At 60.7% G+C, this 25,112-nt stretch carries 23 protein-coding genes and 1 tRNA gene; 1 reads left to right on the top strand and 23 read right to left on the bottom strand.

What is annotated here, in order from left to right; genetic code table 11:
- From ACQQZ8_RS05710 to argS, 19 genes are all read right to left on the bottom strand, one after another.
- The gene (locus ACQQZ8_RS05710; protein ID WP_431711715.1) at positions 1-267 is read right to left on the bottom strand and encodes a F0F1 ATP synthase subunit epsilon; all 267 of its coding nucleotides are present in this window, start codon (positions 265-267) and stop codon (positions 1-3) included.
- Position 268: 1 nt separating this feature from the next.
- Complete coding sequence (gene atpD / locus ACQQZ8_RS05705; protein WP_431711714.1) at positions 269-1,717, bottom strand: F0F1 ATP synthase subunit beta; 1,449 nt, start codon at positions 1,715-1,717, stop codon at positions 269-271.
- A 37-nt stretch (positions 1,718-1,754) separates the two neighbouring features.
- The gene (locus tag ACQQZ8_RS05700) at positions 1,755-2,648 is read right to left on the bottom strand and encodes a F0F1 ATP synthase subunit gamma (protein ID WP_431711713.1); all 894 of its coding nucleotides are present in this window, start codon (positions 2,646-2,648) and stop codon (positions 1,755-1,757) included.
- A 78-nt stretch (positions 2,649-2,726) separates the two neighbouring features.
- Positions 2,727-4,364, bottom strand: a complete 1,638-nt coding sequence (gene atpA / locus ACQQZ8_RS05695) for a F0F1 ATP synthase subunit alpha (protein ID WP_431711712.1) — start codon at positions 4,362-4,364, stop codon at positions 2,727-2,729.
- Between the two features lie 109 nt (positions 4,365-4,473).
- Positions 4,474-5,286 carry a F0F1 ATP synthase subunit delta gene (locus tag ACQQZ8_RS05690; RefSeq protein ID WP_431711711.1) on the bottom strand — a complete coding sequence of 271 codons (813 nt, stop codon included), beginning with the start codon at positions 5,284-5,286 and terminating at the stop codon, positions 4,474-4,476.
- On the bottom strand, positions 5,286-5,837 hold the full coding sequence (locus ACQQZ8_RS05685; protein WP_431711710.1) for a F0F1 ATP synthase subunit B: 552 nt from the start codon (positions 5,835-5,837) through the stop codon (positions 5,286-5,288). Before ACQQZ8_RS05685 ends, ACQQZ8_RS05690 begins: the two co-directional genes overlap by 1 nt.
- Positions 5,838-5,918: 81 nt before the next feature.
- The gene (locus tag ACQQZ8_RS05680; protein ID WP_265160083.1) at positions 5,919-6,128 is read right to left on the bottom strand and encodes a F0F1 ATP synthase subunit C; all 210 of its coding nucleotides are present in this window, start codon (positions 6,126-6,128) and stop codon (positions 5,919-5,921) included.
- Between the two features lie 99 nt (positions 6,129-6,227).
- Positions 6,228-7,040, bottom strand: a complete 813-nt coding sequence (gene atpB, locus ACQQZ8_RS05675) for a F0F1 ATP synthase subunit A (RefSeq protein WP_431711709.1) — start codon at positions 7,038-7,040, stop codon at positions 6,228-6,230.
- A gap of 269 nt (positions 7,041-7,309) precedes the next feature.
- On the bottom strand, positions 7,310-7,750 hold the full coding sequence (locus ACQQZ8_RS05670) for a hypothetical protein (RefSeq protein ID WP_431711708.1): 441 nt from the start codon (positions 7,748-7,750) through the stop codon (positions 7,310-7,312).
- Positions 7,751-7,888: 138 nt separating this feature from the next.
- Positions 7,889-9,010, bottom strand: a complete 1,122-nt coding sequence (locus ACQQZ8_RS05665) for an MraY family glycosyltransferase (RefSeq protein WP_431711707.1) — start codon at positions 9,008-9,010, stop codon at positions 7,889-7,891.
- Positions 9,007-9,687 (bottom strand): L-threonylcarbamoyladenylate synthase, encoded by a 681-nt coding sequence (locus ACQQZ8_RS05660; RefSeq protein WP_431711706.1) that lies wholly within the window; start codon positions 9,685-9,687, stop codon positions 9,007-9,009. The genes ACQQZ8_RS05665 and ACQQZ8_RS05660 overlap by 4 nt, the downstream gene beginning before the upstream one ends.
- A gap of 23 nt (positions 9,688-9,710) precedes the next feature.
- Positions 9,711-10,568, bottom strand: coding sequence for a peptide chain release factor N(5)-glutamine methyltransferase (prmC, locus tag ACQQZ8_RS05655; RefSeq protein ID WP_431711705.1), 858 nt, complete (start codon positions 10,566-10,568; stop codon positions 9,711-9,713).
- Positions 10,569-10,571: 3 nt separating this feature from the next.
- Positions 10,572-11,648 carry a peptide chain release factor 1 gene (prfA, locus tag ACQQZ8_RS05650; RefSeq protein WP_431711704.1) on the bottom strand — a complete coding sequence of 359 codons (1,077 nt, stop codon included), beginning with the start codon at positions 11,646-11,648 and terminating at the stop codon, positions 10,572-10,574.
- Between the two features lie 145 nt (positions 11,649-11,793).
- Complete coding sequence (gene rho, locus ACQQZ8_RS05645) at positions 11,794-14,109, bottom strand: transcription termination factor Rho (protein WP_431711703.1); 2,316 nt, start codon at positions 14,107-14,109, stop codon at positions 11,794-11,796.
- Positions 14,110-14,454: 345 nt separating this feature from the next.
- Positions 14,455-15,387, bottom strand: coding sequence for a homoserine kinase (thrB, locus tag ACQQZ8_RS05640; RefSeq protein ID WP_431711702.1), 933 nt, complete (start codon positions 15,385-15,387; stop codon positions 14,455-14,457).
- Between the two features lie 99 nt (positions 15,388-15,486).
- A complete protein-coding gene (thrC, locus tag ACQQZ8_RS05635) occupies positions 15,487-16,587 on the bottom strand; it encodes a threonine synthase (RefSeq protein WP_431711701.1) in 1,101 nt (366 codons plus the stop codon).
- Position 16,588: 1 nt separating this feature from the next.
- Complete coding sequence (locus ACQQZ8_RS05630; protein WP_431711700.1) at positions 16,589-17,875, bottom strand: homoserine dehydrogenase; 1,287 nt, start codon at positions 17,873-17,875, stop codon at positions 16,589-16,591.
- On the bottom strand, positions 17,876-19,297 hold the full coding sequence (lysA, locus tag ACQQZ8_RS05625) for a diaminopimelate decarboxylase (RefSeq protein ID WP_431711699.1): 1,422 nt from the start codon (positions 19,295-19,297) through the stop codon (positions 17,876-17,878).
- Between the two features lie 4 nt (positions 19,298-19,301).
- A complete protein-coding gene (argS, locus tag ACQQZ8_RS05620; RefSeq protein WP_431711698.1) occupies positions 19,302-20,948 on the bottom strand; it encodes an arginine--tRNA ligase in 1,647 nt (548 codons plus the stop codon).
- A gap of 158 nt (positions 20,949-21,106) precedes the next feature.
- Between argS and ACQQZ8_RS05615 the strand changes: the two genes are divergently transcribed.
- Positions 21,107-21,182 (top strand) — tRNA-Arg (locus tag ACQQZ8_RS05615).
- 45 nt (positions 21,183-21,227) lie between these two features.
- Here ACQQZ8_RS05615 and ACQQZ8_RS05610 read toward each other — a convergent pair.
- The 4 genes from ACQQZ8_RS05610 to ACQQZ8_RS05595 form a co-directional block, all read right to left on the bottom strand.
- The gene (locus tag ACQQZ8_RS05610; RefSeq protein WP_431711696.1) at positions 21,228-21,599 is read right to left on the bottom strand and encodes a cytidine deaminase; all 372 of its coding nucleotides are present in this window, start codon (positions 21,597-21,599) and stop codon (positions 21,228-21,230) included.
- A 279-nt stretch (positions 21,600-21,878) separates the two neighbouring features.
- Positions 21,879-22,670, bottom strand: coding sequence for an ABC transporter ATP-binding protein (locus ACQQZ8_RS05605; RefSeq protein ID WP_431711695.1), 792 nt, complete (start codon positions 22,668-22,670; stop codon positions 21,879-21,881).
- Positions 22,663-23,592: an ABC transporter permease gene (locus ACQQZ8_RS05600; RefSeq protein WP_431711694.1), complete on the bottom strand. Its 930-nt coding sequence runs from the start codon at positions 23,590-23,592 to the stop codon at positions 22,663-22,665. Before ACQQZ8_RS05600 ends, ACQQZ8_RS05605 begins: the two co-directional genes overlap by 8 nt.
- Before the next feature lie 131 nt (positions 23,593-23,723).
- A complete protein-coding gene (locus tag ACQQZ8_RS05595) occupies positions 23,724-24,731 on the bottom strand; it encodes an ABC transporter substrate-binding protein (protein WP_431711693.1) in 1,008 nt (335 codons plus the stop codon).
- Positions 24,732-25,112: the final 381 nt, after the last annotated feature.

The following is a 25,112-nucleotide window of genomic DNA, read 5'->3' as shown; positions in this document are numbered from 1 at the left end:
CTACGCTGCGTTGACCACTGCGTTATCGGCGACGATGACCACGCGATCCGAGTCTACGGAGAAGAATCCCCCGTCGACCTGAACCGTGAAACGAGCCTCGGAGACCGGATCGATTTCCAGATCCCCCGCGGCAAGGACGGTCAGGGTTGGAATGTGACCGGGCAGAACTCCGATCTCACCATCCACTGAACGGCCCTTGACCATTTTCGCGGCACCGGACCACACGAAGTGATCCGCTGCGACGATTTCGACCTGAAGCTCGGCCATGCTACTTGCTGGCCTTCTGGATCTCAGCCCACTGGCGCTCGACGTCATCCAAACCACCGACGTTGAAGAACGCCTGCTCTGCAATGTGGTCTAGGTCGCCATCGCAGATGGCCTTGAAGCCTTCGATGGTGTCCTTGATGGAAACGGTCGAACCCTCAACACCGGTGAACTGCTTCGCGGTGTAGGTGTTCTGCGACAGGAACTGCTGGATGCGGCGAGCACGCGATACAACGATCTTGTCCTCTTCGCCCAGTTCGTCGATACCCAGAATCGCGATGATGTCCTGCAGTTCCTTGTTCTTCTGCAGGATCGCCTTCACGCGAATGGCGGTGTCGTAGTGATCCTGACCGATGTACTGCGGATCCAAGATGCGCGAGGTCGAGGTCAGTGGATCGATCGCCGGGTACAGACCGCGCGAAGCAATTTCACGCGACAGTTCGGTGGTGGCGTCCAGGTGTGCGAAGGTCGCGGCTGGTGCCGGGTCGGTGTAGTCATCTGCTGGCACGTAAACGGCCTGCATCGAGGTAATCGAGCGACCCTTGGTGGAGGTGATGCGTTCCTGCAACAGACCCATTTCGTCAGCCAGGTTCGGCTGGTAACCCACGGCCGAAGGCATGCGGCCCAGCAGGGTCGACACCTCGGAACCGGCCTGGGTGAAACGGAAGATGTTGTCGATGAACAACAGCACGTCCTGGTTCTGCACATCGCGGAAGTACTCCGCCATGGTCAGTGCCGACAGGGCCACGCGCAGACGGGTGCCCGGTGGCTCATCCATCTGACCGAACACCAAGGCGGTGTCCTTCAGCACGTTGGCTTCGTCCATTTCGACCCAGAGGTCGTTACCTTCACGGGTGCGCTCGCCCACACCGGCGAATACCGAGGTACCACCGAAGTTACGTGCCACACGGGTGATCATTTCCTGGATCAGCACGGTCTTACCCACGCCTGCACCACCGAAGAGACCAATCTTTCCACCCTTGATGTATGGGGTGAGCAAGTCGATCGACTTAATGCCGGTTTCCAGCATTTCGGTGGAACCCTCAAGTTCGGAGAACTTCGGGGCCTGGCGGTGGATTGGCCAGCGCTCGGTGACCTGGATCTCCGAGTTATCAACGTCCAGGGCGTCGCCCAACACGTTGAAGATGTGGCCCTTGACCCCGTCGCCAACTGGCACGGAGATCGAAGCGCCGGTGTCCTTCACCTGGGTGCCACGCACCAGGCCGTCAGTGGCCTGCAGCGAGATAGCACGAACCAGGTTGTCACCAAGGTGCTGGCTAGTTTCGAAGGTAATGGTCTTGGTTTCACCGTTGAGGGTCAGCTCAGCGGTCAGTGCGTTGTAGATAGCAGGCAGGCTATTGGCAGGGAACTCGACGTCCACGACCGGGCCAATCACGCGGGCAATACGACCGGTGGCCCCTGCGGTAACCTGCTCGTTGAGTTGGGCAGTCATCTTTCTCACTTCTTGTCTGATCGGAGGTTTCGGATGTCTAGCTGCTCAGCGCGTCGGCGCCGGCAATAATTTCCGAAAGCTCCTGGGTGATTTCAGCCTGACGGGCATTATTGAGCAATCGCGTGTACTTCTTGATCAATTCGCCCGCGTTATCGCCGGCAGCCTTCATCGCACGCTGACGGGCAGCGAGCTCGGAAGCCGCGGACTGTAGCTGAGCGTTGAACAGGCGTGAATCGATGTACCGCGGAAGCAGTGCGTCTAGCACTTCTTCTGCCGATGGCTCGAATTCGTACAGTGGCAACAGCTCGTTGGCTGGAGTCTCGGTTTCACCCTCGACAACCTCCAACGGCAACAGACGGATGACCGTCGGTTCCTGCGTGACCATCGACTTGAACTGGGTGTATACGACGTGGATTTCATCCACGCCACCCTGCTCGTAATCGGTTGCGAAGTCTTCGAGAAGAACTTCGCGCAGCTCGCGTGCGGTTTCGAAACGCGGAGAATCAGTTTCCCCGGTCCACACTCGGGCGTACTCGCGTGAACGGAAGTCGAAGTATGCCTGAGCCTTGCGGCCTACCAGGTAGGTCTTCACTTCCTTGCCTTCTTCACGCAGGAGTTCCACGAGATGCTCTGCCTGCTTCAGAATGCTGGCGGAGTAGGACCCGGCGAGGCCTCGGTCCGAAGTCATTACCAAGACCGCGGCACGGCGAATTTGCGCCGGCTCGGTGGTCAGTGGGTGATCGACATCGGCCTGGGACGCGACGGCGGTAACTGCACGGGTAATCGCATTGGCATAAGGCAGTGACGCCGCGACACGGGTACGTGCCTTGCCGATGCGGGATGCAGCGATCAGTTCCATCGCCTTGAAGATCTTACGCATCGACGAGGTCGAGTTGATCTTCTGGCGGTAGACCCGAATCTGGGCTCCCATGTGTGTCCTTTCCTTATTCCCTAGGCAAGGGGTGTGGCAACTTGTTCAGCTGCCACACTCCTTGCGCGAAGGAAAATGTCAGCGCTTCTGCTTGACGATCTGTTCCTGGTCGACGGACTCGGCGTCAAGAGCATCGTGCTCCTCATGACCGGCGGCAACCAGCTGGCTGTCACCCTCGCCGAAGAAACCAGCCTTGAAGTCGCTGACTGCGCCCTTCATGGCCTCGACGGTCTCGTCCTCCAGCTTGCCGGTCTGACCGATCACGGTCAGCACCTCGGTGCGGTGACGCAGGTAGTCGATGAACTCCGACTCAAAGCGGCGCACATCTTCCACTGGGACATCGTCCAGGTAGCCGTTGGTGCCGGCCCAAACCGAAACGACCTGCTCTTCAACCGGGTACGGGGTGTACTGACCCTGCTTGAGCAGTTCCATCAGACGTGCACCACGGGTCAGCTGCTGCTTGGAAGCGGCATCCAGATCCGAAGCGAACATGGCGAAGGCCTGCATATCGCGGTACTGAGCCAGTTCCAGCTTCAAGGTACCGGAAACCTTCTTCATGGCCTTGACCTGAGCCGAGCCACCCACGCGGGAAACCGAGATACCCACGTCGACAGCTGGACGCTGGTTGGCGTTGAAGAGGTCGGACTGCAAGAAGATCTGACCGTCGGTGATCGAAATAACGTTGGTCGGGATGAACGCGCCCACGTCGTTAGCCTTGGTCTCAATGATCGGCAGACCGGTCATCGAACCTGCGCCCAGCTCGTCGGAGAGCTTGGCACAACGCTCAAGCAGACGGGAGTGTAGGTAGAAGACGTCACCTGGGTAGGCTTCACGTCCCGGCGGACGACGCAGCAGCAAGGACACGGCACGGTAAGCTTCGGCCTGCTTGGACAGGTCATCAAAGATGATCAGAACGTGCTTGCCACCGTACATCCAGTGCTGGCCGATGGCCGAGCCGGCGTATGGTGCCAGGTACTTGAAGCCTGCTGGGTCAGATGCTGGGGACGCCACGATGGTGGTGTACTGCAGCGCACCCTGCTCTTCCAGGGTCTGACGCACGGCGGCGATGGTCGAAGCCTTCTGGCCCACTGCGACGTAGATGCAGCGAACCTGCTTGTTGACGTCGCCGGATTCCCAGTTAGCCTTCTGGTTCAGAATGGTGTCAACCGCGATGGCGGTCTTACCGGTCTGGCGGTCACCAATGATCAGCTGGCGCTGGCCGCGACCGATAGGGATCATCGCGTCGATGGCCTTCAAACCGGTCTGCAGTGGCTCGTGCACACTCTTACGCTGGGTCACACCAGGTGCCTGGAGTTCCAGAGCACGGCGGCCCTCGGACTCGATCGGGCCCAGGTTGTCCATTGGCTCACCCAGTGGGTCAACCACGCGGCCCAAGTAGCCGTCGCCCACTGGAACCGAGAGGATCTCGCCGGTGCGCTCGACCTTCTGGCCTTCTTCAATGCCGGTGAAGTCACCGAGGATCACAACACCGATTTCGCGGGTGTCGAGGTTCTGGGCCAGGCCCAGGGTGCCGTCTTCGAAACGAAGCAGCTCGTTTGCCATGACGGAAGGAAGACCTTCCACCTTTGCAATGCCGTCGCTCGCTGTAATGACGCGTCCAACTTCGGTACGCGATGCCTTGCCCGGTTCGTAGGACGCTGCGAACTCGTTTAGGGCATTACGGACGTCATCAGCGTTGATGGTCAAATCGGCCATCTGCAGTCCCTGCTCTCCTAAATTATGATCCGTAGGCTAAGCAACGGATCTGATGTGTTTGAAGTCTGTAGTGGTCCTGGAAGGCTGGACCCCACCGGTAGGTGGAGTCCTAGCCTGCCAGGGAGCGGCGCAAATCGGCCACACGAGTTGCCACGGAGGCGTCGACAATGTCGTCACCAACCTTGACGATCAAGCCACCGACCAATGCAGGATCGATCGAGACGTTGATCTTCAAATCGCGGCCGTAAAGCTTATTCAGGCTGGCTTCCAAACGCTCCACCTGCGACGTAGTCAGCTCCCGCGAGCTAACGATCTGTGCAATCCAGCGCTGCTGACGCTTGGCCACCAGTTCCATGAATCGCTCAACCAGACGAACCGGCTTCAGACCTCGCGGTGCGGTGACCGCCTGACGAATCAGCAACTGTGCCGGGGCCGAAGCGCCCGGAACCAGCTTGCTGGCCAAGGTGGCCTTGGATTCGGCCGGTGCCTGGGCATCGGTCAGTGCAGCCTGTAGCTCATGACTTGCGGATACGACCTCGGTGAAGTCGAACAGGTCCTTCTGCAGCTTGTCCAATCCCGCTTTATTGGCCTGCTGTTCAGCCACGGCTGCTACCGAAATAACGGCCAAGGTTTCCAGCGTATCGCTAATGTCGCGTTCCGAGCTCCAGCGAGCGGAAGCCAACTGCTTGAGGGTGTCCTCGGTATCAGCCGAGACCTTCCCGTGCAGCAGTGAAGCCAGCAGGGCTTCCTTTTCGGCGGCTTCGCGGGCCGGATCAGTCAGTGCGCGGCGAAGACCGGAATTGTTATCCAGAACTTCCAGAACCGCAAACAGTTCCTTGGAAAGGTCAAGGGTTGCTAGCGCAAGCTTGGGTTCCAAGGACTCCAAGGCCTTTGCCAATGACTCGCTCGATACACTTGCCATTAGTTCGATGCACCTGCCTGCTGATTTTCCAAGTCGGCCAAGAACTGGTCAACTACGCGCTGCGAACGAGCATCTTCCTGCAGTGCCTCGTCAACAATCTTGCTAGCCAGCTCGGTTGCCAAGGAGCCAACGTCGCTGCGCAGCGATGCCAGGGCGCTGGAGCGCTCGGCTTCAATCTGACGCTGTGCCTGCTCGGTAATCCGAGCGGCCTCGTCGCTGGCCTTAGCCTTCAGATCGGCAAGGATCTGAGCACCTTCACTACGTGCTTCCTCACGAATGCGGTTGGCTTCGGTGCGTGCTTCCAGAAGCTGAGCCTTGTACTGTGCCAAGGTCTCCTCTGCTTCCTTCTGCGCGGCCTCGGCCTTTTCTAGTCCGCCTTCGATCGCGGTTACGCGGTCTTCATAAGCCTGCTCAAACTTTGGAGCAATGACCTTGATGACGATGAAGAGCAGAACCGCGAAGCCTACGCCCGTGACGAGAATTTCCCACGGGTTTGGCAACAGCGGGTTTGCACCTTCGCCCGCAGCGAGGATGAAATCTGTGCTGTTCATTCTCACTTTTCCTTATCTACTAGTTTCGCTTGATGTATGGGCCCTACGCATAGTGGCAGGGCCACTACATTGGCGAAGAGACTAGGCGCCGACGACGAAAGCGAAAACCAGGCCCAAGATGGCCAGTGCTTCAGCCAGTGCGAAGCCAAGCATGGCGATTGGCTGCAGGATGCGCTGTGCTTCTGGCTGACGTGCCACACCGTTGATGTAGGCAGCGAAGATCAGACCCACGCCGATTGCCGAACCGATTGCAGCCAGGCCGTAGCCGATCATATTCAAGGAGCCGTGCATTTGTTTATTCCTTTCAAGATACCGAGTTCTTTTTCGGTAGGTTGTGAGGTATTCCCTGGTGGAGTAGGGAAAATCTATGGTTGGTTGAGACTAAATGACCTAGTGCGCGTCGGCGTCGAGTGCACCCTGGATGTAGATCGCGGTCAGCAGGGCGAAAACGAACGCCTGCAGGCACATGATCAACAGTTCCAGGAAGTACATCGCTACCGAACCGATAATCACACCGACGCCCAGGCCGCTGTAGGCAAGCCCTTCTTGGACGGTGATCAGGTAGCGGGCACCGGAAGCTGCCAGCATCACGATGATGTGACCGGCCAACATCGTTGCCATCAGACGCAGCGAGTGCGTCAGTGGGCGAACGATGAAGTTCGAGATGATCTCCAACGGGATCATCAGTGGCATGATCCAGCCCGGTACACCGGAAGGGGTCACTGCCAGCTTGAAGTAGCGCAGGCCGTGATTCTTCAGACCCACACCAATCCAGGTGCCGTAGATGATGATTGCCATCGCGTATGCAGAGCCGGCGTGTGAGAACGACGGAAGCTGCAAGAACGGGATAGCACCGAAGAGGTTATTCAATAGGACGAAGAAGAACGTTGCGAAGAGCAACGGGACCCAGGGGCGGAAGTTCTTTTCGCCGATGATGTCGCGGCCGATGCCGTTGCGCACGAAAGCGTAGCCGCTCTCCGCGAGGTACTGCATCTTTCCGGGAACCAGCTTCGGATTCTTGATAGCCGCGGTGAAGAACCAGGTGATGAGAATGATCGACAGTACGATCATGATCATCTGCTTGCCGACACCGGTGCCGTACTCAGCAAACCAGGGGAAAATATCTGGCAGGTGGGCATCGGATACGGTTGGCGGGACAAATCCGCCCTCACTTGAGGCCATTGGGAGCGCAAACGCGATCAACGCGCTGTCCTCTCTGCAGTAGCGGTCACGGGCAAAAGGCGGTGACTGGCGTAACTGCCTCTCACCGTGTAGAAAAAGATCTATCGGGCTCGCACTTCAGCGCAGGATTTACTGTCGTATCCGCGCTGACACGCTGCTACCTCCGATGATGCGTGGAGGCATATTTTCCTTGGCCGCTGCATCATCTGCAGCCACCTCAAAAATGACCCGAAGACAGCCTATCAAACTCGGGGGCTGGTACTGACATTCAGTACCGTAGGCCGATCGCTTTAATTCTCGTGATAAATCGCTAGTCGCGCCTTGGAGAAGGCACGAATTTCGCCGACCTGCCACGCCACCAAAGAGATGGCCGACCCTAGGATGAATCCCTGAGTGTTTGCCCAGCCGGGCAACCCCCAGGACAACAACACGAACGCCAGACCGAATACCTTCAGAATGAAAGCTGCCAGAAACGCGGGCATGGCCCAGCTTCGACGGATCCGTCCGGCTCCCTCGGCAACGAGCAAGCCCATTGCGAAGAAACCGATCACCAACGCTGCAGCCAGAAGCCCGGAGCTTGCGTAGGCAATATCGGCAATCAACCACGAAATCGGGAAAAATGCGGTGCTTGCCAACAATGCATACAGCAATGACTTACCCAGTACGGGCATCCAGATGGAATCGGGGGCCTTCGATGCCGAGACGTGGCCGGAGCCGGAAGTCTGTGGCATGTCAGTCCTTTGCGTTACGTCCATCGGGCAGTGTCTACCTGGACCTCGTGCTGTGTGAAAACTGTCTTTTGCCGCCCACTCGAAAGCTCGCGGCAGAAGATCCACACTAAATTCTACACGAGATAGAAGCGGGGTAATTCACCGGCGTTTAAAGCGTTGAGTTAATGAGGCGTAACGTCCCGAAACAATCGGCCACCATGTCAGCATGCCGGCCCCGATGAGCAACAAAATGAACAATGGAATTAACAACTGCAGCGGAATAAATGCGATGAGCACCACACCGGCGGCCACCAGAAATGCCCAAAGGTAAAGCAAAAGCACACTCTTACGTACCGAGTGCCCTTGGGCCAACATCCGGTGGTGGATGTGCAGCGAGTCCGGTTTGAAGGGCGAGCTGCGTTTGGAGAGCCGGCGGATCACCGAGAGCAACAAATCCAGCGCCGGGAAGAACACGATCACCAGCGGTAGCGCCATGGGCATATAGGCTGGCACGTTGCGGAAGCGGTGGGCTTCCAGACCTTGCACGTCACCGGTGACCAAGATGGTGGATACCGAGAGGATCAGCCCCAGGGCCAGCACCCCGGTCTCCCCCATGAAAATATTCGCCGGGTTGAAGTTATGCGGCAAGAACCCCAGACACGCCCCGAAGAGCACCGCACAGAGCAAGGCCGCGAGATTCGCATAGTCTTGGGCGCTGACATGGGTGGTCAGTACGTAAGAGTAGAGGAAGAAGGTCACCGCACCGATCGCGGTCAGCCCGGCGGCCAACCCGTCCAGACCGTCAGAGAAATTGATCGCGTTCATGGTCAGCACGATCAACCCCATGGTGACCAGGTGTTGCATGAGCTCGGAGTCGATCGCCCAGGTACCTACCGGCAGGGCCTTGATCACGATCCCGCTTTGCGCGATGATCAGCCCGATCAACAGCTGCCCGGCGAATTTCCAGTACCACTTGATGTCACGCAGATCATCGGCCAACCCCAGAATGACCACCACGAGCAAGGCACAGACGATGGCCAGAATATATTCGCTGTTGGAAAAAACCCCAGAGAAAAAACTGAGCTGACTCGCTAACCCAATTCCGGCAAGGATTGCGGCGATCATCGCCAGGCCACCAAATTTCACGACCGGGACACTGTGCATATCCCGATCGCGCAGCTGCTGGTTGGCAATAAATCGCGCCCCGGTGCTGCGCACCAGCGGGGTGAGCAGGTAAGAGACGGCAAAGCTGAAAGCGATCAGCAGAACGTAGCTTCTCATGCGTCCTGGCTCGGTGTGCTCTCTCCGAAGCCCAGAATTTCCGGGACCACGGCGCGCAGTTCCGCTAAGCTGATCGCCCCTTGGCGCACCACCCGCGGTGGGCTCAGGGTTGCATCCACGATGGTCGAGGCCAGGGTTTGCTCCCCGGTGCCGCGTTCGCCATCACTGAGGTAAACATCCACCGACTCCCCCAGCTGAGCTTCGGCCGCTTCAGCCGACAGCGCCGCCGGGTTGCCGGTGCGGTTGGCCGAGGAGACCGCTAGCGGGCCGGTCTGCCCGAGCAGCTCTAATGCCATCGCATCATTGGGCACACGCAGTGCCACCGTCCCCTTGGTCTCTCCCAGATCCCAGGTCAACGACGGTTGGGCGTGCAGAATCAGGGTCAACGCCCCGGGCCAAAAAGCCTCGGCTAAGGCGCGTGCCGCCTCGGGAATGTCGGTGGCCAGCCCGTCCATGGTGGCCAGCTGAGCGATCAAAACCGGTGGCGGCATAGTGCGTGAGCGGCCCTTGGCGGCCAAAAGCATCGACACCCCTTGGGCGCTAAAGGCATCGGCGCCAATGCCGTAGACGGTGTCGGTAGGTAGCACAACACAGCGTTGATTTTGTAGCGCGAAACGTGCCGCGGTGATTCCCGCGGTGCGTTCACTTTCGTTGCTGACATCAAATCGTGAGCTCACGATGCCTATTCTTTCATGATCGATTATTTTTTCGGGGCTAGGCCGCTGGTGGCGCGTGGCCGTCCGGTCAGGTCTAAATGCCCGGTGACCTTTTCAAAGCCCACCATATCCAGCAGCTGTGCGGCGGGGTGCTCTTGCACCTCGGCGTGCTCCATCACAAACAAGCCTCCAGGCTTGAGTAGGCGCAGGGCTTGGGCGGCCACCGCACGCGGAACCTGCAACCCATCGGTGCCTAAACCATAGAGCGCCAGCGGCGGATCGTGATCCTTCACTTCGATCTCGCGCGGCACGGCGTTGGGTGGAATATATGGTGGGTTACTGACGACCAGATCGATACTGCCCGGTTCAATCAGTGCCGGGTCCACTGCCCCGGCATCACCCTGGAGCACGGTGACCCCGTGGGGTTCGCAGTTTATGCGGGTGTAGCCGATGGCGTCCTCGGATAATTCCACGGCCCACACTTGCGGTGCCTGCAGTTCGGTGGCCAGCGCCGCGGCGATGGCTCCGGACCCGGAACACAAATCCACAACCCGAGCACCTTGTTGCGCGCCGATGAAGTCCAGACCGATCTGCACCACCGACTCGGTTTCCGGGCGCGGGATGAACACCCCGGGGCCTACCGCCAAGGTGAGTTGGCGAAAGTGCGCCTGCCCGGTGAGGTGCTGTAAGGGAATGCGCGCCGCGCGCCGGGTGACCAGTTCGCTAAAGTGCTGGTGCTGCTGCGCAGCCAGCTCGCGACCGAGCAATTCACCGAGCTGCACCGCCGAGCGGTCAGCGTCGATGACATAGGCCAGTAAGAGTTCGGCATCCACCCGCGGGGTGGGAACCGCCGCGGCGGCCAACACCTGCTCGGCGTTCGCGCGCGCCTCGGCGAATTTCATGGTTTAGTTCTCACCCAGCGCGGCGAGCCGCTCTTCCTCATCCATCGCGATGCACGAGTCAATCACCGGACCCAGTTCCCCGTCCATGACCGCATCCAAGTTATAAGCCTTGTAGCCGGTGCGGTGATCCGCGATGCGGTTCTCCGGGTAGTTGTAGGTGCGGATGCGCTCCGAACGGTCCATGGTGCGGATCTGGCTGGCACGCTGGGCGGAGTTCTCGGCGTCGATCTGCTCCTGCTGGTGTGCCAAGAGACGTGAACGCAGCACGCGCATGGCCGCTTCACGGTTCTGAATCTGCGACTTTTCGTTCTGCATCGCCACCACAATGCCGGTGGGAAGGTGGGTCAGGCGCACCGCGGAGTCGGTGGTGTTCACCGACTGGCCGCCAGGACCGGAGGAACGATACACGTCCACCTTCAAGTCATTGGCGTGAATTTCTACTTCTTCGGGCTCATCAACTTCCGGCAGCACCAGCACGCCGGCGGCCGAGGTGTGAATCCGGCCCTGGGATTCGGTGACCGGGACACGCTGCACACGGTGCACGCCACCTTCAAACTTCAGGTGCGCGTAGACGCCTTCGGCCGGGTCATTGGAGTTGCCCTTGATGGCGACCTGGGCATCCTTGTAGCCACCCAGATCGGACTCGTTGAAGGAGATCATCTCCACCTTCCAGCCCTTGTGTTCCGCGTACCGGGTGTACATGCGCAGCAAATCGGCGGCGAACAGTGCCGCCTCATCGCCACCTTCGCCACCCTTGACTTCCAGAATCACGTTGCGTGAATCGTTTTCATCACGTGGGATCAGCAGGCGGCGCAGCTTCTCTTCCAGCTCTGGCAACTGTTCCTGCAGTTCTTCCACCTCGGCGGCGAAATCTGGGTCCTCGTCGGCCATTTCACTGGCTGCCTCCAGGTCCTCGGTCGCCTGATTCCAGCGCTTGTAGGCTTCGACGATGCCGTTGAGCTGCGCCGAACGGCGGCCGAGCTTTCGGGCACGCCCCTGATCTGCGTAAACGGCGGGGTCGGAAAGCTGCGCCTGGATATCGGCGTGTTCCTCAAGTAGCGACTTGACGGATTCGAACATGGTGGCGGTACTTCTTTCGATACGTGGATCGGTGGCGTCTCGGTGAGCGAAAAGCCTTCACAAAGATTGTAGGTGCTTTCAAGTGCCAGTGACGTCCAGCCGCACGGTTGAACCGTGTAGCTGGACGTCACTGGGGTGCGTATTGCTAGTTCTGCTGCGGGGTGGTCTTGTTGACCAGCATCAAGAACTCCGCATTGGATTCGGTGTCCCGGATCTTCTTGGTCAGCAGTTCCAGCGCCTGCTGGGTATCCAGCCCGGCCAGCATGCGACGCAACCGCCACATGATGCGAACCTCGTCGCCCGAGAGCAGCGATTCCTCACGACGGGTGGAGGAAGCGTTGACGTCCACGGCCGGGAAGATGCGCTTTTCGGCCAGCTGACGGCTCAGGCGCAGTTCCATATTGCCGGTGCCCTTGAACTCTTCGAAGATCACTTCATCCATCTTCGACCCGGTCTCCACCAAGGCGGTGGCCAGGATGGTCAGCGAGCCACCGTTTTCGATGTTGCGCGCGGCACCGAAGAAACGCTTCGGCGGGTACAGCGCGGCGGAGTCCACACCACCGGAGAGGATGCGGCCCGAGGCGGGGGCGGCCAGGTTGTAGGCGCGACCCAGGCGGGTCATCGAGTCCAGCAACACCACAACGTCCATGCCCATTTCCACCAGACGCTTGGCGCGTTCGATGGCCAGTTCGGCCACGGTGGTGTGGTCATCGGCCGGACGGTCAAAGGTGGAGGCGATAACCTCACCCTTGACGGTGCGCTGCATGTCGGTGACTTCCTCGGGACGTTCGTCCACGAGCACCATCATCAGGTGCACTTCCGGGTTGTTGATGGTGATCGCATTGGCGATCGACTGCAAGATCAGGGTCTTACCGGCCTTGGGTGGCGAAACGATCAGACCACGCTGACCCTTGCCGATCGGTGCGACCAGATCGATCACACGTGGACCGATCTTCTTGGCTTCGGTTTCTAGGCGCAGACGCTCGGTCGGGTACAGCGGAACCAGCTTGTTGAATTCGACGCGTTCCTTGTTGTCCTCGGGCTTCTTGCCGTTAACCGAGGTCAGCTGAACCAGTGCATTGAACTTCTGGCGTGGGTTCGGTGCTTCACCCTCGCGTGGCTGGCGGATCGCGCCGACGATCGCATCGCCCTTGCGCAGGTTGTACTTCTTGACCTGGCCCAGGGTGACGTACACGTCGTTATTGCCCGGCAGGTAACCGCTGGTGCGCACAAACGCGTAGTTTTCCAGCACATCCAGGATGCCGGCGATCGGCAGCAGCACATCGTCTTCGCTCAGCTGCGGTTCGTCGTTATCCCCGCGGCGGTTACGCCGGTTGCGGTTATTGCGGTCGTTACGATCCTGGTTGCGCTCATTGCGCTCACGGTTGCGGTCCCGACGGTTGCGGTTGCGGTCGTTCCGGTCATGGCGATCGGAGGAGGACTGCTCATCGGACTCGGTCGAATCCTCGGAGTTGCTATCCTGTTGCTCGTTGCGGTCGCGGTTACGGTCCCGACGGTTGCGATTGCGATCGTTCCGGTCATGACGATCGGAGGAAGACTGCGCATCGGACTCGGTGGAATCCTCAGAAGTGCTGTCCTGCTGCTCGGTGCGACGGCCATTGCGTCCACGTCCCCGATCGCTGCGCTCGCTGCGTTCGGTCGGTGCGCTAGCTTCCTCGTTCTGCTCCGATTCCTCGGCAGCCGGCGCCGACTCTGCGGTCTCGGTGCGACGCGAGTTACGCGAACGGTTCCGGTCGTTGCGGTTCCGGCTGCGCTCCTCACGGCTCGCATCCTTTTCCGTCTCGTCCTCGGTCTTCGCTTCGGTCGCTGCGGCCGATTCGGTGGTGGCCTCACTGGCGCTGCTGCGGGTGCTGGTTCGACGCGTGCGTGAGGTGCGAGTCGCTGGCTGCTTCTCGGCTTCGCTGGGGTTCTCGCTGGTAGCGCTGGGTTCACCGGCTGCTACTGGGGTTGCGGGGGCCTGAGCTGAGCTGGCCTGCTCCGCGGTGGCACTCTCGCCGACCTTGCCCGAATCGGTGACCCGGCGGGAGGTGCGACGGGTGCGGGTGGCTGGTTTCTCCTCGGCAGCCGGTGCCGCAGCTTCTTCGGTGCTGGCCTCGGCTGGGGCGGCCTTGGTGGTCCGCCGGGTGCGGGTGGCAGGCTCCTGCTCGCCTTGCTCGGTAGCTTCTGCAGCGGCAGCCTTGGTGCTGCGGGTGCTCGCTGGCTTCTTTGCTGGTTCGGCAGCGGCATCGGCTGGCTTGGTTTCGCGTTTAGCTACTGCGCCGCCACGCTGGTGGTCTGCAATCGCGGCAACCAGTTCGGCCTTGCGAAGTCGCGAGCCGCCGGTGATGCCAAGCTGAGAGGCCAGCTGCTGCAGCTGCACCATCTTCAGGGATGCCAGTCCGGCGCTCTTGGTGGAAGTCTTGTTCTCCACGCCTTCTGAGAGGCTCGTGGTTTCGGTCACGAATGTTCCTTCTGACTGGTTGGGGCGGGTCGGTCTAACCGACCCACTGTGCCGTATAAGGGGTGCGACGCCCCAGAATAGGGTGCTCTGTCGCACCATCTGCGTCGGGGCTTGTGAGGTAATACATGTCCGCAAGCGTCCGAACGGTGGATTGAAAAGCGAGATATCTCGACGACACGAGGCTGTGTATGAATGTGGGATATCAAACTAGCTTGCTGTAAACAGCGAAAAAGATGCGGGAAAAATGACAAATCCGTTCATGATTACACCGAAAAGATTTGAGAAATACTGTCAACAGGAGTTTTTCAACCAGACGGCGTTCAAACTCCCGACCCGCTCTGAGCGTTACAGCACTTCTACTCTAACACCCGATGTCGCTATGGCGGGAATTTCGTAGCGCCAAGACACCGACGAATCCCGGTCAAAGCTTCCCACCAGCTCACCGGCGGCGGCCAATTGCGCACTGTTCGACACCAGCGCCAGCACGGTCGGTCCGGCCCCGGAAATCACCGCGGCAATCCCGGCCGCGCGCAATTTTTGCATCAGCGCGGTGCTTTCGGGCATGGCCGCGGCCCGATAGGACTGATGCAAGAAGTCCTCGGTTCCGCTCAACAGCTGGTTCGGCTCATGGCTCAGCGCGTGGATGAGCAGCGCGGCCCGTGCCGAGTTCGCGGCGGCCTGAGCGTGCGGAACCGCCTCGGGTAACACTCCGCGGGCCACCTCTGTGGACAACCCACTGGCCGGGATCGCCACCAGCGCGCGCACCGACTCATGAACCGGCACCTGGGTTGCGGCGAAGCTCCCATCGGCGCGAGTGAAGGAAATCGACAACCCGCCGTACACGGCCGGAGCCACATTGTCCGGGTGGCCCTCCCAGGCTGCGGCGGCCTGGAAGATCGCTTCGGTTCCCCCGCGCGCCGCTTCCGGCAGCAGGGCGTCGGCCGCAGCATAGGCAGCCACGATCGCCGCGGCGGAAGAGCCCATCCCGCGGGCATGCGGGATCCGGTTAACCGCTTGGAGTTCGATTCCGACCGGGGCAAAGCCGCGCGCCGCCCAGTATTCCCGCATTTTGGCGATGATCAAGTGCGATTCATCGCGTGGCAGGTTCTCGGCACCTTCGCCAGTGAGCACCACCTGAGTGTGCTGCACGGTGCGGATGCGCAGTTCATCACGGAATTCGAGGGCCAACCCGAAGGAGTCAAAACCCGGTCCGAGGTTCGCTGAGGTGGCAGGCGGGGCAACACGCAGGGATTGGCCCAGAGCGATCGAAGCTGTCATTAGTCCTAGTTCTCAATGCGGCCGATGCCCGCCAAAGACCTCGCACACCGCTGGTGTGCTGGCCTTAGACGGGCATCGGACAAGGGTATTTTCTGCTTTTTAGGCCAGGTCCAGCGCCTTGGCGACGGCCAACACGTCGAAGTCGACCTTGGTGGGGGTGACTGCGGAGCCGTCCAGCTTCTGCAACGCCCAATCCGGGTCCTTCAGACCGTGACCGGTCACGGTGATCACGATCTTCTTACCGGTCGGCACGTTGCCCGCAGCGTGGTGCTTGAGCAGCCCGGCGACCCCAGCTGCCGAGGCAGGCTCCACGAACACGCCTTCACGGGAGGAGAGCCAGCGGTGTGCGGCCAGAATTTCCGTGTCGGTGACCGAGTCGATCAGCCCACCGGACTCATCGCGAGCCGCTTCAGCCTGCTGCCAAGAAGCCGGGTTACCGATGCGAATCGCGGTGGCGATGGTGTCTGGTTCGGTCACGGGGTGGCCCTTGACGATGGGGGAAGCCCCTTCGGCCTGGAAACCCCACATGATCGGGGTCTTGCTGGCAACTGCAGCCAACTCCACCCCGGCGGTGTTGGTGTATGCGGAGGCGTACTCCTGGTAGCCCTTCCAGTAGGCGGTGATATTTCCGGCGTTACCCACGGGCAGTAGGTGGTAGTCCGGGGCGTCGCCCAAGAAATCCACGACCTCAAAGGCACCGGTTTTCTGGCCTTCGATGCGGGCCGGGTTCACCGAGTTCACCAGGAACACCGGGTAGTTTTCGCTCAGCTTCCGAGCCACCTCAAGGCAGTTATCGAAGTTGCCATTGATCTGGATGATGTCCGCGCCGTGGGCGATCGCCTGGGACATTTTGCCCATCGAGATCTTGCCTTCGGGCACCAAGACGGCGCACTTCAGCCCGGCCTGGGTGGCGTAGGCCGCGGCAGAGGCCGAGGTGTTACCGGTGGAGGCACACACCACGGCCTTGGCTCCGGCTTCCACCGCTGCGGTGATCGCCATGGTCATTCCGCGGTCCTTGAAGGATCCGGTGGGGTTCATCCCCTCAACCTTCAGGTACACCTCATTGCCGGTCTTTTCGCTCAACGCCGGAGCGTAAACCAGCGGGGTACCACCCTCACCCAGGGTGATCACCCGGGTGTTTTCGGTCACGGGCAGGCGGTCGGCATATTCGCGGATGACTCCGCGCCACTGATGGGCCACGTTAGTTTCCTTCAACTCGAAGTACGGATGTTACGGATGCGACGGTGTCTAGGGCTTCCAGTGCGCTGACGGTGGAGCTCAGCGCAGCCTCCGAACCCTCATGGGTGAGGATACGCAACTGGGCGGTCCCGGATTCGGCGGCCGACTGGTTCATGGCTTCGATGGAGACCCCGTGCTCGGCGAATACCGAAGCGATCCGGGCCAGCATCCCGGGCTGGTCGTTGACCGCCAGACCCACCCAGTAGCGGGTGGTGACTTCAGTGAACTCACTGAGCACCGGTTCGCGCAGCTGTGAGGCGGCAGGCAGGCTGGCACCGCTGGCCAGTACCCGGGCCACGGAAACCACGTCGCCCATCACCGCGCTGGCGGTGGGCGCTCCCCCGGCCCCGGCCCCGTAGAACATCAAATCGCCGGCGTTTTCGGCTTCGACGAAAACCGCGTTAAAGGCCCCGCGCACACTAGCTAAGGGATGGTCGCGCTTCAGCAGCGCCGGGTAGACGCGTGCCGAAATCCCGGCCTCGGTCTGCTCGGCAATAGCCAATAGCTTGATCACGTACCCGGTCTTGCGCGCTTCGCTCACATCCGCGGCGGTGATCTCGGTGATTCCTTGGCAGTGCACCTGATCCATGTTCACCGTGGTGTGGAAGGCCAGTGAGGCGAGGATCGCGGCTTTTGCGGCGGCGTCGTGGCCGCCCACGTCGGCGGTCGGGTCGGCTTCGGCGTATCCCAGTGCCTGCGCTTCGGCGAGCACATCGTCAAAGGCTGCCCCGGTGGAATCCATGGCGTCGAGGATGAAGTTGGTGGTGCCGTTGACGATGCCCATCACCTTGGTGATGTGGTCCCCGGCCAGCGAGTCGGCGATCGGGCGCAGAATCGGGATGGCTCCGGCCACCGCGGCTTCGTAGCGCAGCTGCGCACCGTTCGCGGCAGCCAACGCGTTCAGGGTTGCCCCCTCGGCGGCGATCAGCGCCTTATTACCGGTGATCACGCTCGCCCCACGCTCTAGGGCCCGGGCGATGTACGCGCCGGCCGGATCCAACCCGCCAAGTAGTTCGATGACCACGTCGGCCGCATCGATCAGCGCCTCGGCGTCGGTGGTGAAAAGCCCGTCTGGCAATTGCACATCACGCTGCGCGGACAGATTGCGTACCGCGATACCGATCAATTCCAGTTGGGCACCGCTGCGAGCGGTAATTTCGGTCTGGTCCTCCAGCAAGATTCGTGCCACCTGGGCACCGACCGTACCGCACCCCAATAGCGCGATTTTCAGGCTTTTCACACCGCTCACTTAAACTCCCATGTCGCGGGCCAACAAATCGGATTCGGTTTCCCTGCGCACGATCAGGCGAGCTTGCCCATCCTTGATGGCAACCACCGGCGGACGGGTGAGGTAGTTGTAGTTGCTCGACAGCGCCCAGCAGTACGCGCCGGTTGCCGGAACAGCTAGCAAATCCCCGTAGGACACATCCTCGGGCAGGTAAACGTCTCGTACGACTATGTCACCTGACTCGCAGTGTTTCCCAACTACGCGGGAAATAATTGCTTCGCTTTGCGTCACACGGTTGGCCAGCACCGCGGTGTAATCCGCGTCGTACAGCACCGGACGGGCGTTATCACTCATCCCCCCATTGACCGAAACATAGCGGCGCGGATTGGTGTTGCCTTCGGCGTCTTCCACATGCACGTCCTTGCGCACCCCCACCTCGTAGAGGGTGAAGGTGGACGGACCGGCAATGGCGCGGCCCGGTTCGATGGAAATCCGCGGCACCTGAAGACCCAGTTCCGCACAGGTGTCCCCCACTACCTGAGCTAATTGCTCGGCGATCCGTTCGGCGGTGGAAGGCTCATCGACCTCGGTATAAGCAATCCCGTAGCCGCCCCCCAAGTCCAGCTCCGGCAGCTGCACGTCGAAACGTTCCTTGGCGTCGGCGATCACCGCCAGCATCTTCTGGGCGGCCAGTGCGAAACCGTCGGCCTCAAAAATCTGCGACCCGATATGCGCGTGCAACCCCAGCAGGTTAATCCACTCGTGCTTCGCGGCGAAGCCGATGGCGCTCAGCGCCGGGGAGATGCCCGAGGTTCCGGGCTGAATCGACAGTCCGAACTTCTGATCCTCATGGGCGGTGGCGATGAATTCGTGGGTGGAGGCGTGCACCCCGGGGGTCAACCGCAGCATCACATTCGCCTTGGTTTCGGTCTTGCGGGCCAGCACCGACACCCGTTCAAGTTCATCCAGTGAGTCCACCACGATGCGACCCACGCCCAGTTCGATGGCGCGCGCGATCTCCGCCACCGACTTATTGTTCCCGTGCAGTGACAGGTTTTCGGCCGGCACCCCGGCAGCCTGGGCCACGGCCAGCTCCCCACCGGAAGAGGTATCTAGCCGCAAACCTTCGGCGGTGACCCAGCGGGCCACCTCGGTGCACAAAAACGCCTTCCCGGCGTAGTAGACATCCACCCCACCGCACAGCTCAGCGAAGGCGGTATCAAAGGCGCGCTTGAATTCGGCGGCGCGGGCGCGGAAGTCATTCTCGTCGAGAATAAAGACCGGGGTACCAAATTCCTTGGCCAGGTCACTCACCCGCAGTCCTTGCACGGTGAGTTCACCTTCGCTGTCGCGGCCCACCCCCGCCGGCCACTGAATGGCGCGCAATTGATTGACGTCCTGTGGGTAGCTCAACCAGTTAGGGGCAAGAGGTGAAGCGGTCATCGCGTTACATCCTTTCCGGAGCAGTGACGCCCAACAGGTTCAACCCGTTGGCCAGCACGGTGGTGGTGGCATCGTTCAACATCAGCCGGGTGGCGTGGATCGGCTCCACCGGATTTTCCCCGATCGGGGTCACCCGGCAGGCGGCGTACCAGGAGTGGTACGCACCGGCCACCTGTTCCAGGTAGCGGGCGATGCGGTGTGGTTCGCGTAGTTCTGCGGCCGAGGCAACGATCGAGGGGAACTGCCCAAGCATGGCCAACAACTCGTTTTCGGTGGCGTGGGTCAGCAGCGCGGCGTCAAAGGTCTGTGCATCGCGCACCACCTGACGTTCGGCGGCGGTGCGCGCCGCGGCGGCCGAACGGGCGTGGGCGTACTGCACGTAGAACACCGGGTTGTCGTTGGTGTTCTTCTTCAGCAGCTCCGGATCCAGCGAGATCGGCGAATCGGCCGGGTAGCGCGCCAGCGAATAGCGCAACGCGTCCGAACCCAACCAATTAATCAGATCACGCAGCTCAATAATGTTGCCGGCACGCTTGGAGAGCTTGGCGCCGTTGACCGAGATCAGCTGCCCGATCAGCACCTCAATGTTTGCATCCTTGTCATCCCCGGCGCAGGCGGCGATGGCTTTGAGCCGGTTGACGTAACCGTGATGGTCCGCGCCCAGCAGGTAGATCTTTTCGATGAAGCCGCGGTCCTTCTTGGACAGGTAGTAGGCGGCATCCGCGGCGAAGTAGGTTGGCTCGCCATTGGCGCGGATCAGCACGCGATCCTTGTCATCGCCGAAGTCGGTGGTGCGCAGCCAGACCGCGCCCCCGTCATCGAAAATGTGACCCTGCTCGCGCAGCCGGGCCACGGCGTCGGCCACCGCCCCGCCCTCATGCAGGTCGGTCTCGGAGAAGAACACGTCGAAACTGACCCCGAAGTCGGCCAAGGTCTGCTTGATGTCTGCCATCTGCGCCCGGTACGCCGCTTCGCGCATCGCGGGGATGGCTTCGGCCTCCTCCAGCTGGGCAAGTTCCGGGTTCTCGGCCAGGATGACCTCGCCAAGTTCCTTGATGTACTCCCCCGGGTAGCCACCCTCCGGGACCGGCAGCCCGTGGATGCGGTTGTACACCGAGCGGGCGAAGACGTTCATTTGGTTGCCGGCGTCGTTGATGTAGTACTCGCTTGTCACCTGTGCGCCCGAGGCGCGCAGCACACGAGCGATCGCGTCCCCCAAGGCGGCCCAGCGGGTGTGGCCAATATGTAGTGGGCCGGTGGGGTTGGCGGACACAAATTCCATGTTCACCACATGCCCACTCAGCGCGGCATTGTGCCCGAACTGTGCCCCGGCCTCGACGATGCTGCGGGCCAGTTCACCGGCGGCGGCCGCATCGAGAGTAATGTTCAAAAAGCCCGGACCTGCGATGTCCACCGAACCCACCCCGGGAACGTGGCTGAGCCGAGCGGCCAGCAGGTTGGCAAGGTCGCGCGGCGCCATGCCGGCCTTCTTGCCCAGTTGGAGGGCGATGTTGGTGGCCCAGTCACCGTGCTCACGGCTCTTAGGTCGCTCAACCCGCACGGAATCGGGAATCTCGACCGAGATTTCACCGTCTGCTACGGCCTGGGTGAGGCATGCGGATATGGCTGCGGAGAGTTCTTCAGGAGTCACGCTTAACAGAATAACGGTTCACCGCCCGTTCCTGCCCGCTCGTGACATGGCCACGGCGCTAGTCATCGCCGAATTTGCTGTTCGGTTAATCACCGCGCCCTCGATTTGCGTAACCGGTGCCCCAACCTGATAAGCTCTTCTCTGTCGCTAATGCGTCCGCCCTCGTAGCTCAGTGGATAGAGCGTCTGCCTCCGGAGCAGAAGGCCGAAGGTTCGATTCCTTTCGAGGGCACCAGCCCAATTGCAGGTCCTGAGTCAGCTCAGGACCTGCAATTTTTTGTTAATCACTGTGCTGCGCGGCGCTCGGCCAAGCCCCCTCGCGCGCAAATTCGGCAGCCCAATAGAACGGGTTGACCTCGGACAGGGTTTTCATGCTCCAGCCGTCCGCTGCGCCGGGATCGGCCACCCCGACCAAGACGTCCGGGCCCCAGAGCGCCAAGCGTTCCTGACAGATCCCGCACGGTGCCAACACCCGATCACCCGAGACGCCCAGCTGCCGAACGACGCAAAGGCTGGCGAGCACCCGCCGATCCCGGTTGAACGCTTCGCACAGCGCACCGGTTTCAGCGCAGAGATTGGCCGCGGCGTTAATATTGTCCAAACCGATGCTGCTCAGTATTGACCCGTCATCGAGTAACACCGCGGCAGCCACCGCGTACTATGCCTCCGGCAACCGGGTGCGGATCTTGTCCCGTGCGGCATTCAGCAAAGCTTGAGAAGTGTCCATAAGTCATCAGTGTGCCCGAGCAGCGAACGGGTGCACGACCAGCGTGACTTGCGCGCGCACCCCGTGGCCGCTCGGCTAGGTTTAGACAGGGCGGTGGCCAGGCCGAGACACGGCGGTGGCCACGAACCACCGTCCGCGAACAAAAACACCGCAGGCTCCACACCATCTCTGGTGTGGAGCCTGCGGTGCAATGCGCTGCGGTGGTTACTGCAGCATGGTCTTATCGTCCAGCTGTGCGCCCTTGATCTTCGCGAATTCATCGAGCAGACCCTGCACGGTCATCCGGGACTTCTCTTCCTGATTCAAATCCAGAATGATCCGTCCGTCGTGCATCATGATCAGCCGGGTCCCCAGCTGCAAGGCCTGTTCCATATTGTGGGTCACCATCAGCGTGGTCAGCTGGTGGCGTTCGACAATTTCATTGGTCAGCCGGGAGACCAAGGCCGCGCGTTGCGGATCCAGCGCCGCGGTGTGCTCATCGAGCAGGAGAATCTTGGGTTGCGAGAAGGTCGCCATCAACAGGCTCAAGGCCTGACGCTGACCACCGGAGAGCAGCCCAACCTTGGTCTTCAAGCGGTTTTCCAGCCCGAGTTCCAAGCTGGCCAGTTCCTCCACAAAAAGCTCACGCTTCTTCGGGGTCACCCCCAGGTTCAGCCCGCGGAACTTGCCGCGGGCCCACGCCAAGGCCATGTTCTCTTCAATGCTCATGGTCGGTGCGGTCCCTGCCATCGGGTCCTGGAATACGCGTCCGACGAACCGTGCCCGGGTGTAGTCGGCCAGCCGGGTGACATCCTTCCCAGCGATCTTCACGGTTCCCACATCGGGTTGCAGCTTCCCGGCCACCATATTCAGCACCGTAGATTTACCGGCACCATTGGAACCGATGACGGTGACGAACTCCCCGGCGGCCAAGTTCAGGTTGATATTGCGCAGTGCCTTGCGCTCATTGACCGTTCCGGGGAAGAAAGTGCGTGAAAGATTAGTAATTTCAAGCATTGCTACCTACCTGCGCATCCTTGGTGGTATCCACGATTTCGGTCTTCTCTGGTCGCTTAAACATTCTGACCAGCTTCTGGAAGCCCTTCCACTTCGGCAGCAGCAAGGCCACCACCACCAGCACCGCGGAGATCAGCTTCATGTCGTTGACCTCCAGGCCGGCCATCAGCGCGAACTGGATCACCAGACGGTAGATCACCGCACCGAGAACCACGGCCAGCGCGGCCAACCAGATCCAGCGCTGCGAGAAGATCGCCTGACCCACGATCACCGAAGCCAAACCGATCAGAATCAAACCGATACCCATGCCGATGTCGGCGAAACCCTGGAACTGGGCGATCAACGCGCCGGAGAGTCCGACGAAGCCGTTGGAGATGGCCAGCCCCAGAATCTTTTGGTTATCGGTGCTCACCCCGAAGGAACGGATCATTTCCTCATTGTCACCGGTGGCCCGCATGGCCATACCCAGTTGGGTGTGCAGGAACCAGACGACGATGGCCACGGCCACCAGGCAGCCGAGGAACATCAAAGCCACCGAGGTCCAGGTCCCCAAGATCCCGGCGGTGCGCAGCGGGCTGATCAGCGTGTCCTCGCCCAGCAAGGGCACATTGGCTTTACCCATAATGCGCAAGTTGATCGAGTACAGCGCGATCATGGTCAAAATACCGGCCAGCAGGCCATCGATCTTGCCCTTAGTGTGCAGCAGACCGGTAATCACGCCGGCGACCGCGCCGATCAGGAAGGCCAACGCGGTGGCCAAGAAGGGGTTCATCCCGTTGACGATGCTAATCGAGGCGACGGCAGCGCCGGTGGTGAACGAGCCGTCCACCGTCAGATCGGGGAAATTGAGAATTCGGAAGGTGAGGTACACCCCGAGGGCCATCACGGCATAAATCAGGCCGAGTTCAACCGCTGTGATCATGTTGGGATCCTTGAGTTGCTATAAAAGTTCTTGGTCACGACGAAGGCGAGGCAACAACTGCCCTCGCCCCGCCCTCATCGCTGGTGCTACATCGGTGAGTTTCACCGCGAATGGTTCACATCACCGGTGGTTTAGAAAACCTCGGTGGCTTCTTCCAGCATCTGCTCGGAGAACTCGATACCGATCTTCTCGGCAGCGTCCTGGTTCAGGTACAGATCCACTTCGGTGAGGGTTTCCACCGGCATGGTTGCTGGCTCGGCTTCGCCCTTGAGTAGCTTCACGGCCATGGCTGCGGTCTGCTCGCCCAACTTCTCGTAGTTGATGCCGTAGGTGGCGGTCGCGCCACGCTCCACGGAGTCACCATCGGCGGCGATCACTGGAATCTGCTTGGTTTCTGCGGTCTGCAGCAAGCCTTCCAATGCGGAAACCACGGCGTTGTCGGTTGGCACGTAGAAGGCGTCGACGTCGAGCGAGTTAGCTGCCTGCTGCACTTCACTGGAAGCGGAGATGGCGGCTTCTTCGATGGTCAGACCCAACTTCTCGGCGGCTTCCTTGGCCCAGGCCACCTGAACCACGGAATTTGCTTCACCCGAGGAGTAGACGATGCCCACGCTCTTGGCATCCGGTGCCAGCTCCTTGAGCAACGCCAGCTGCTCATCCACCGGGTTACGGTCCGAAGTACCGGTGACATTGCCGCCCGGAGCCTCGTTGGAAGCCACCAGCTTGGCATCAACCGGATCGGTGACCGCGGAGAAGAGCACCGGAATGTTGGTGATCGACTGGGCGGCAGCCTGCGCGGTTGGGGTGGCGATGGCTAGCACCAGGTCCATGTTCGAATCGGAGGCGAACTTACCCACGATCGAGGTGTTGGTCGCCTGATCGCCCTGGGCGTTGTTATCGTCGTACTCCACCGCGTCACCCTCGTAACCGGCGGCGGCCATCCCAGCTTTGAACCCGGTCACTACTGCGTCCAGCGATGGGTGCGACACGATCTGGGAGATGCCGATCTTCACGGTCTCCTGCTCCGCCGGAGCTGCCGAACCATTGTCTCCAGTGGTTTCGGAGCCACCGCACGCGGTCAGTGCCAGCGCGCCGGCTGCGGCCAGGGCGGCGAATTTCATGGTGGTGAAGCTTTTCATCGTCTTCCTTTCAAAGTCCCCTATGCGAGTGAACCAACCCGCCACGTCCTGCACACTGCAAGCCCAACGGGTCATAGACCGTGGCCTCAGCGCATCCGCAAAACGTGATGGTGATTACGTATGATCTTACATGTGAACCAACTCACCTTGACTACGCTCAACGTCTCAACGTAGACATTTTTTCACCGTTCACCTCTTATTCGGTGAAAATCGCTCGCAGTCTGCGCTGCAACCAAAGGTTTCGTATAAACAAACCGAAGACTGATTCACGCTTCGTGGACAAACTGATTTCTTGACTTTTGCCCACTGTGATTTGGCTCAACAAGAATCATTCTATCCCGCACAAAGTTTCCCCTTGTCATTGCGGCACTAGTGGCGGCT

Source organism: Glutamicibacter uratoxydans, from assembly GCF_050753455.1.
In the GTDB taxonomy this organism is placed as follows: Bacteria; Actinomycetota; Actinomycetes; order Actinomycetales; family Micrococcaceae; genus Glutamicibacter; species Glutamicibacter uratoxydans_A.
This window is presented reverse-complemented; position numbering and strand designations above follow the sequence as displayed.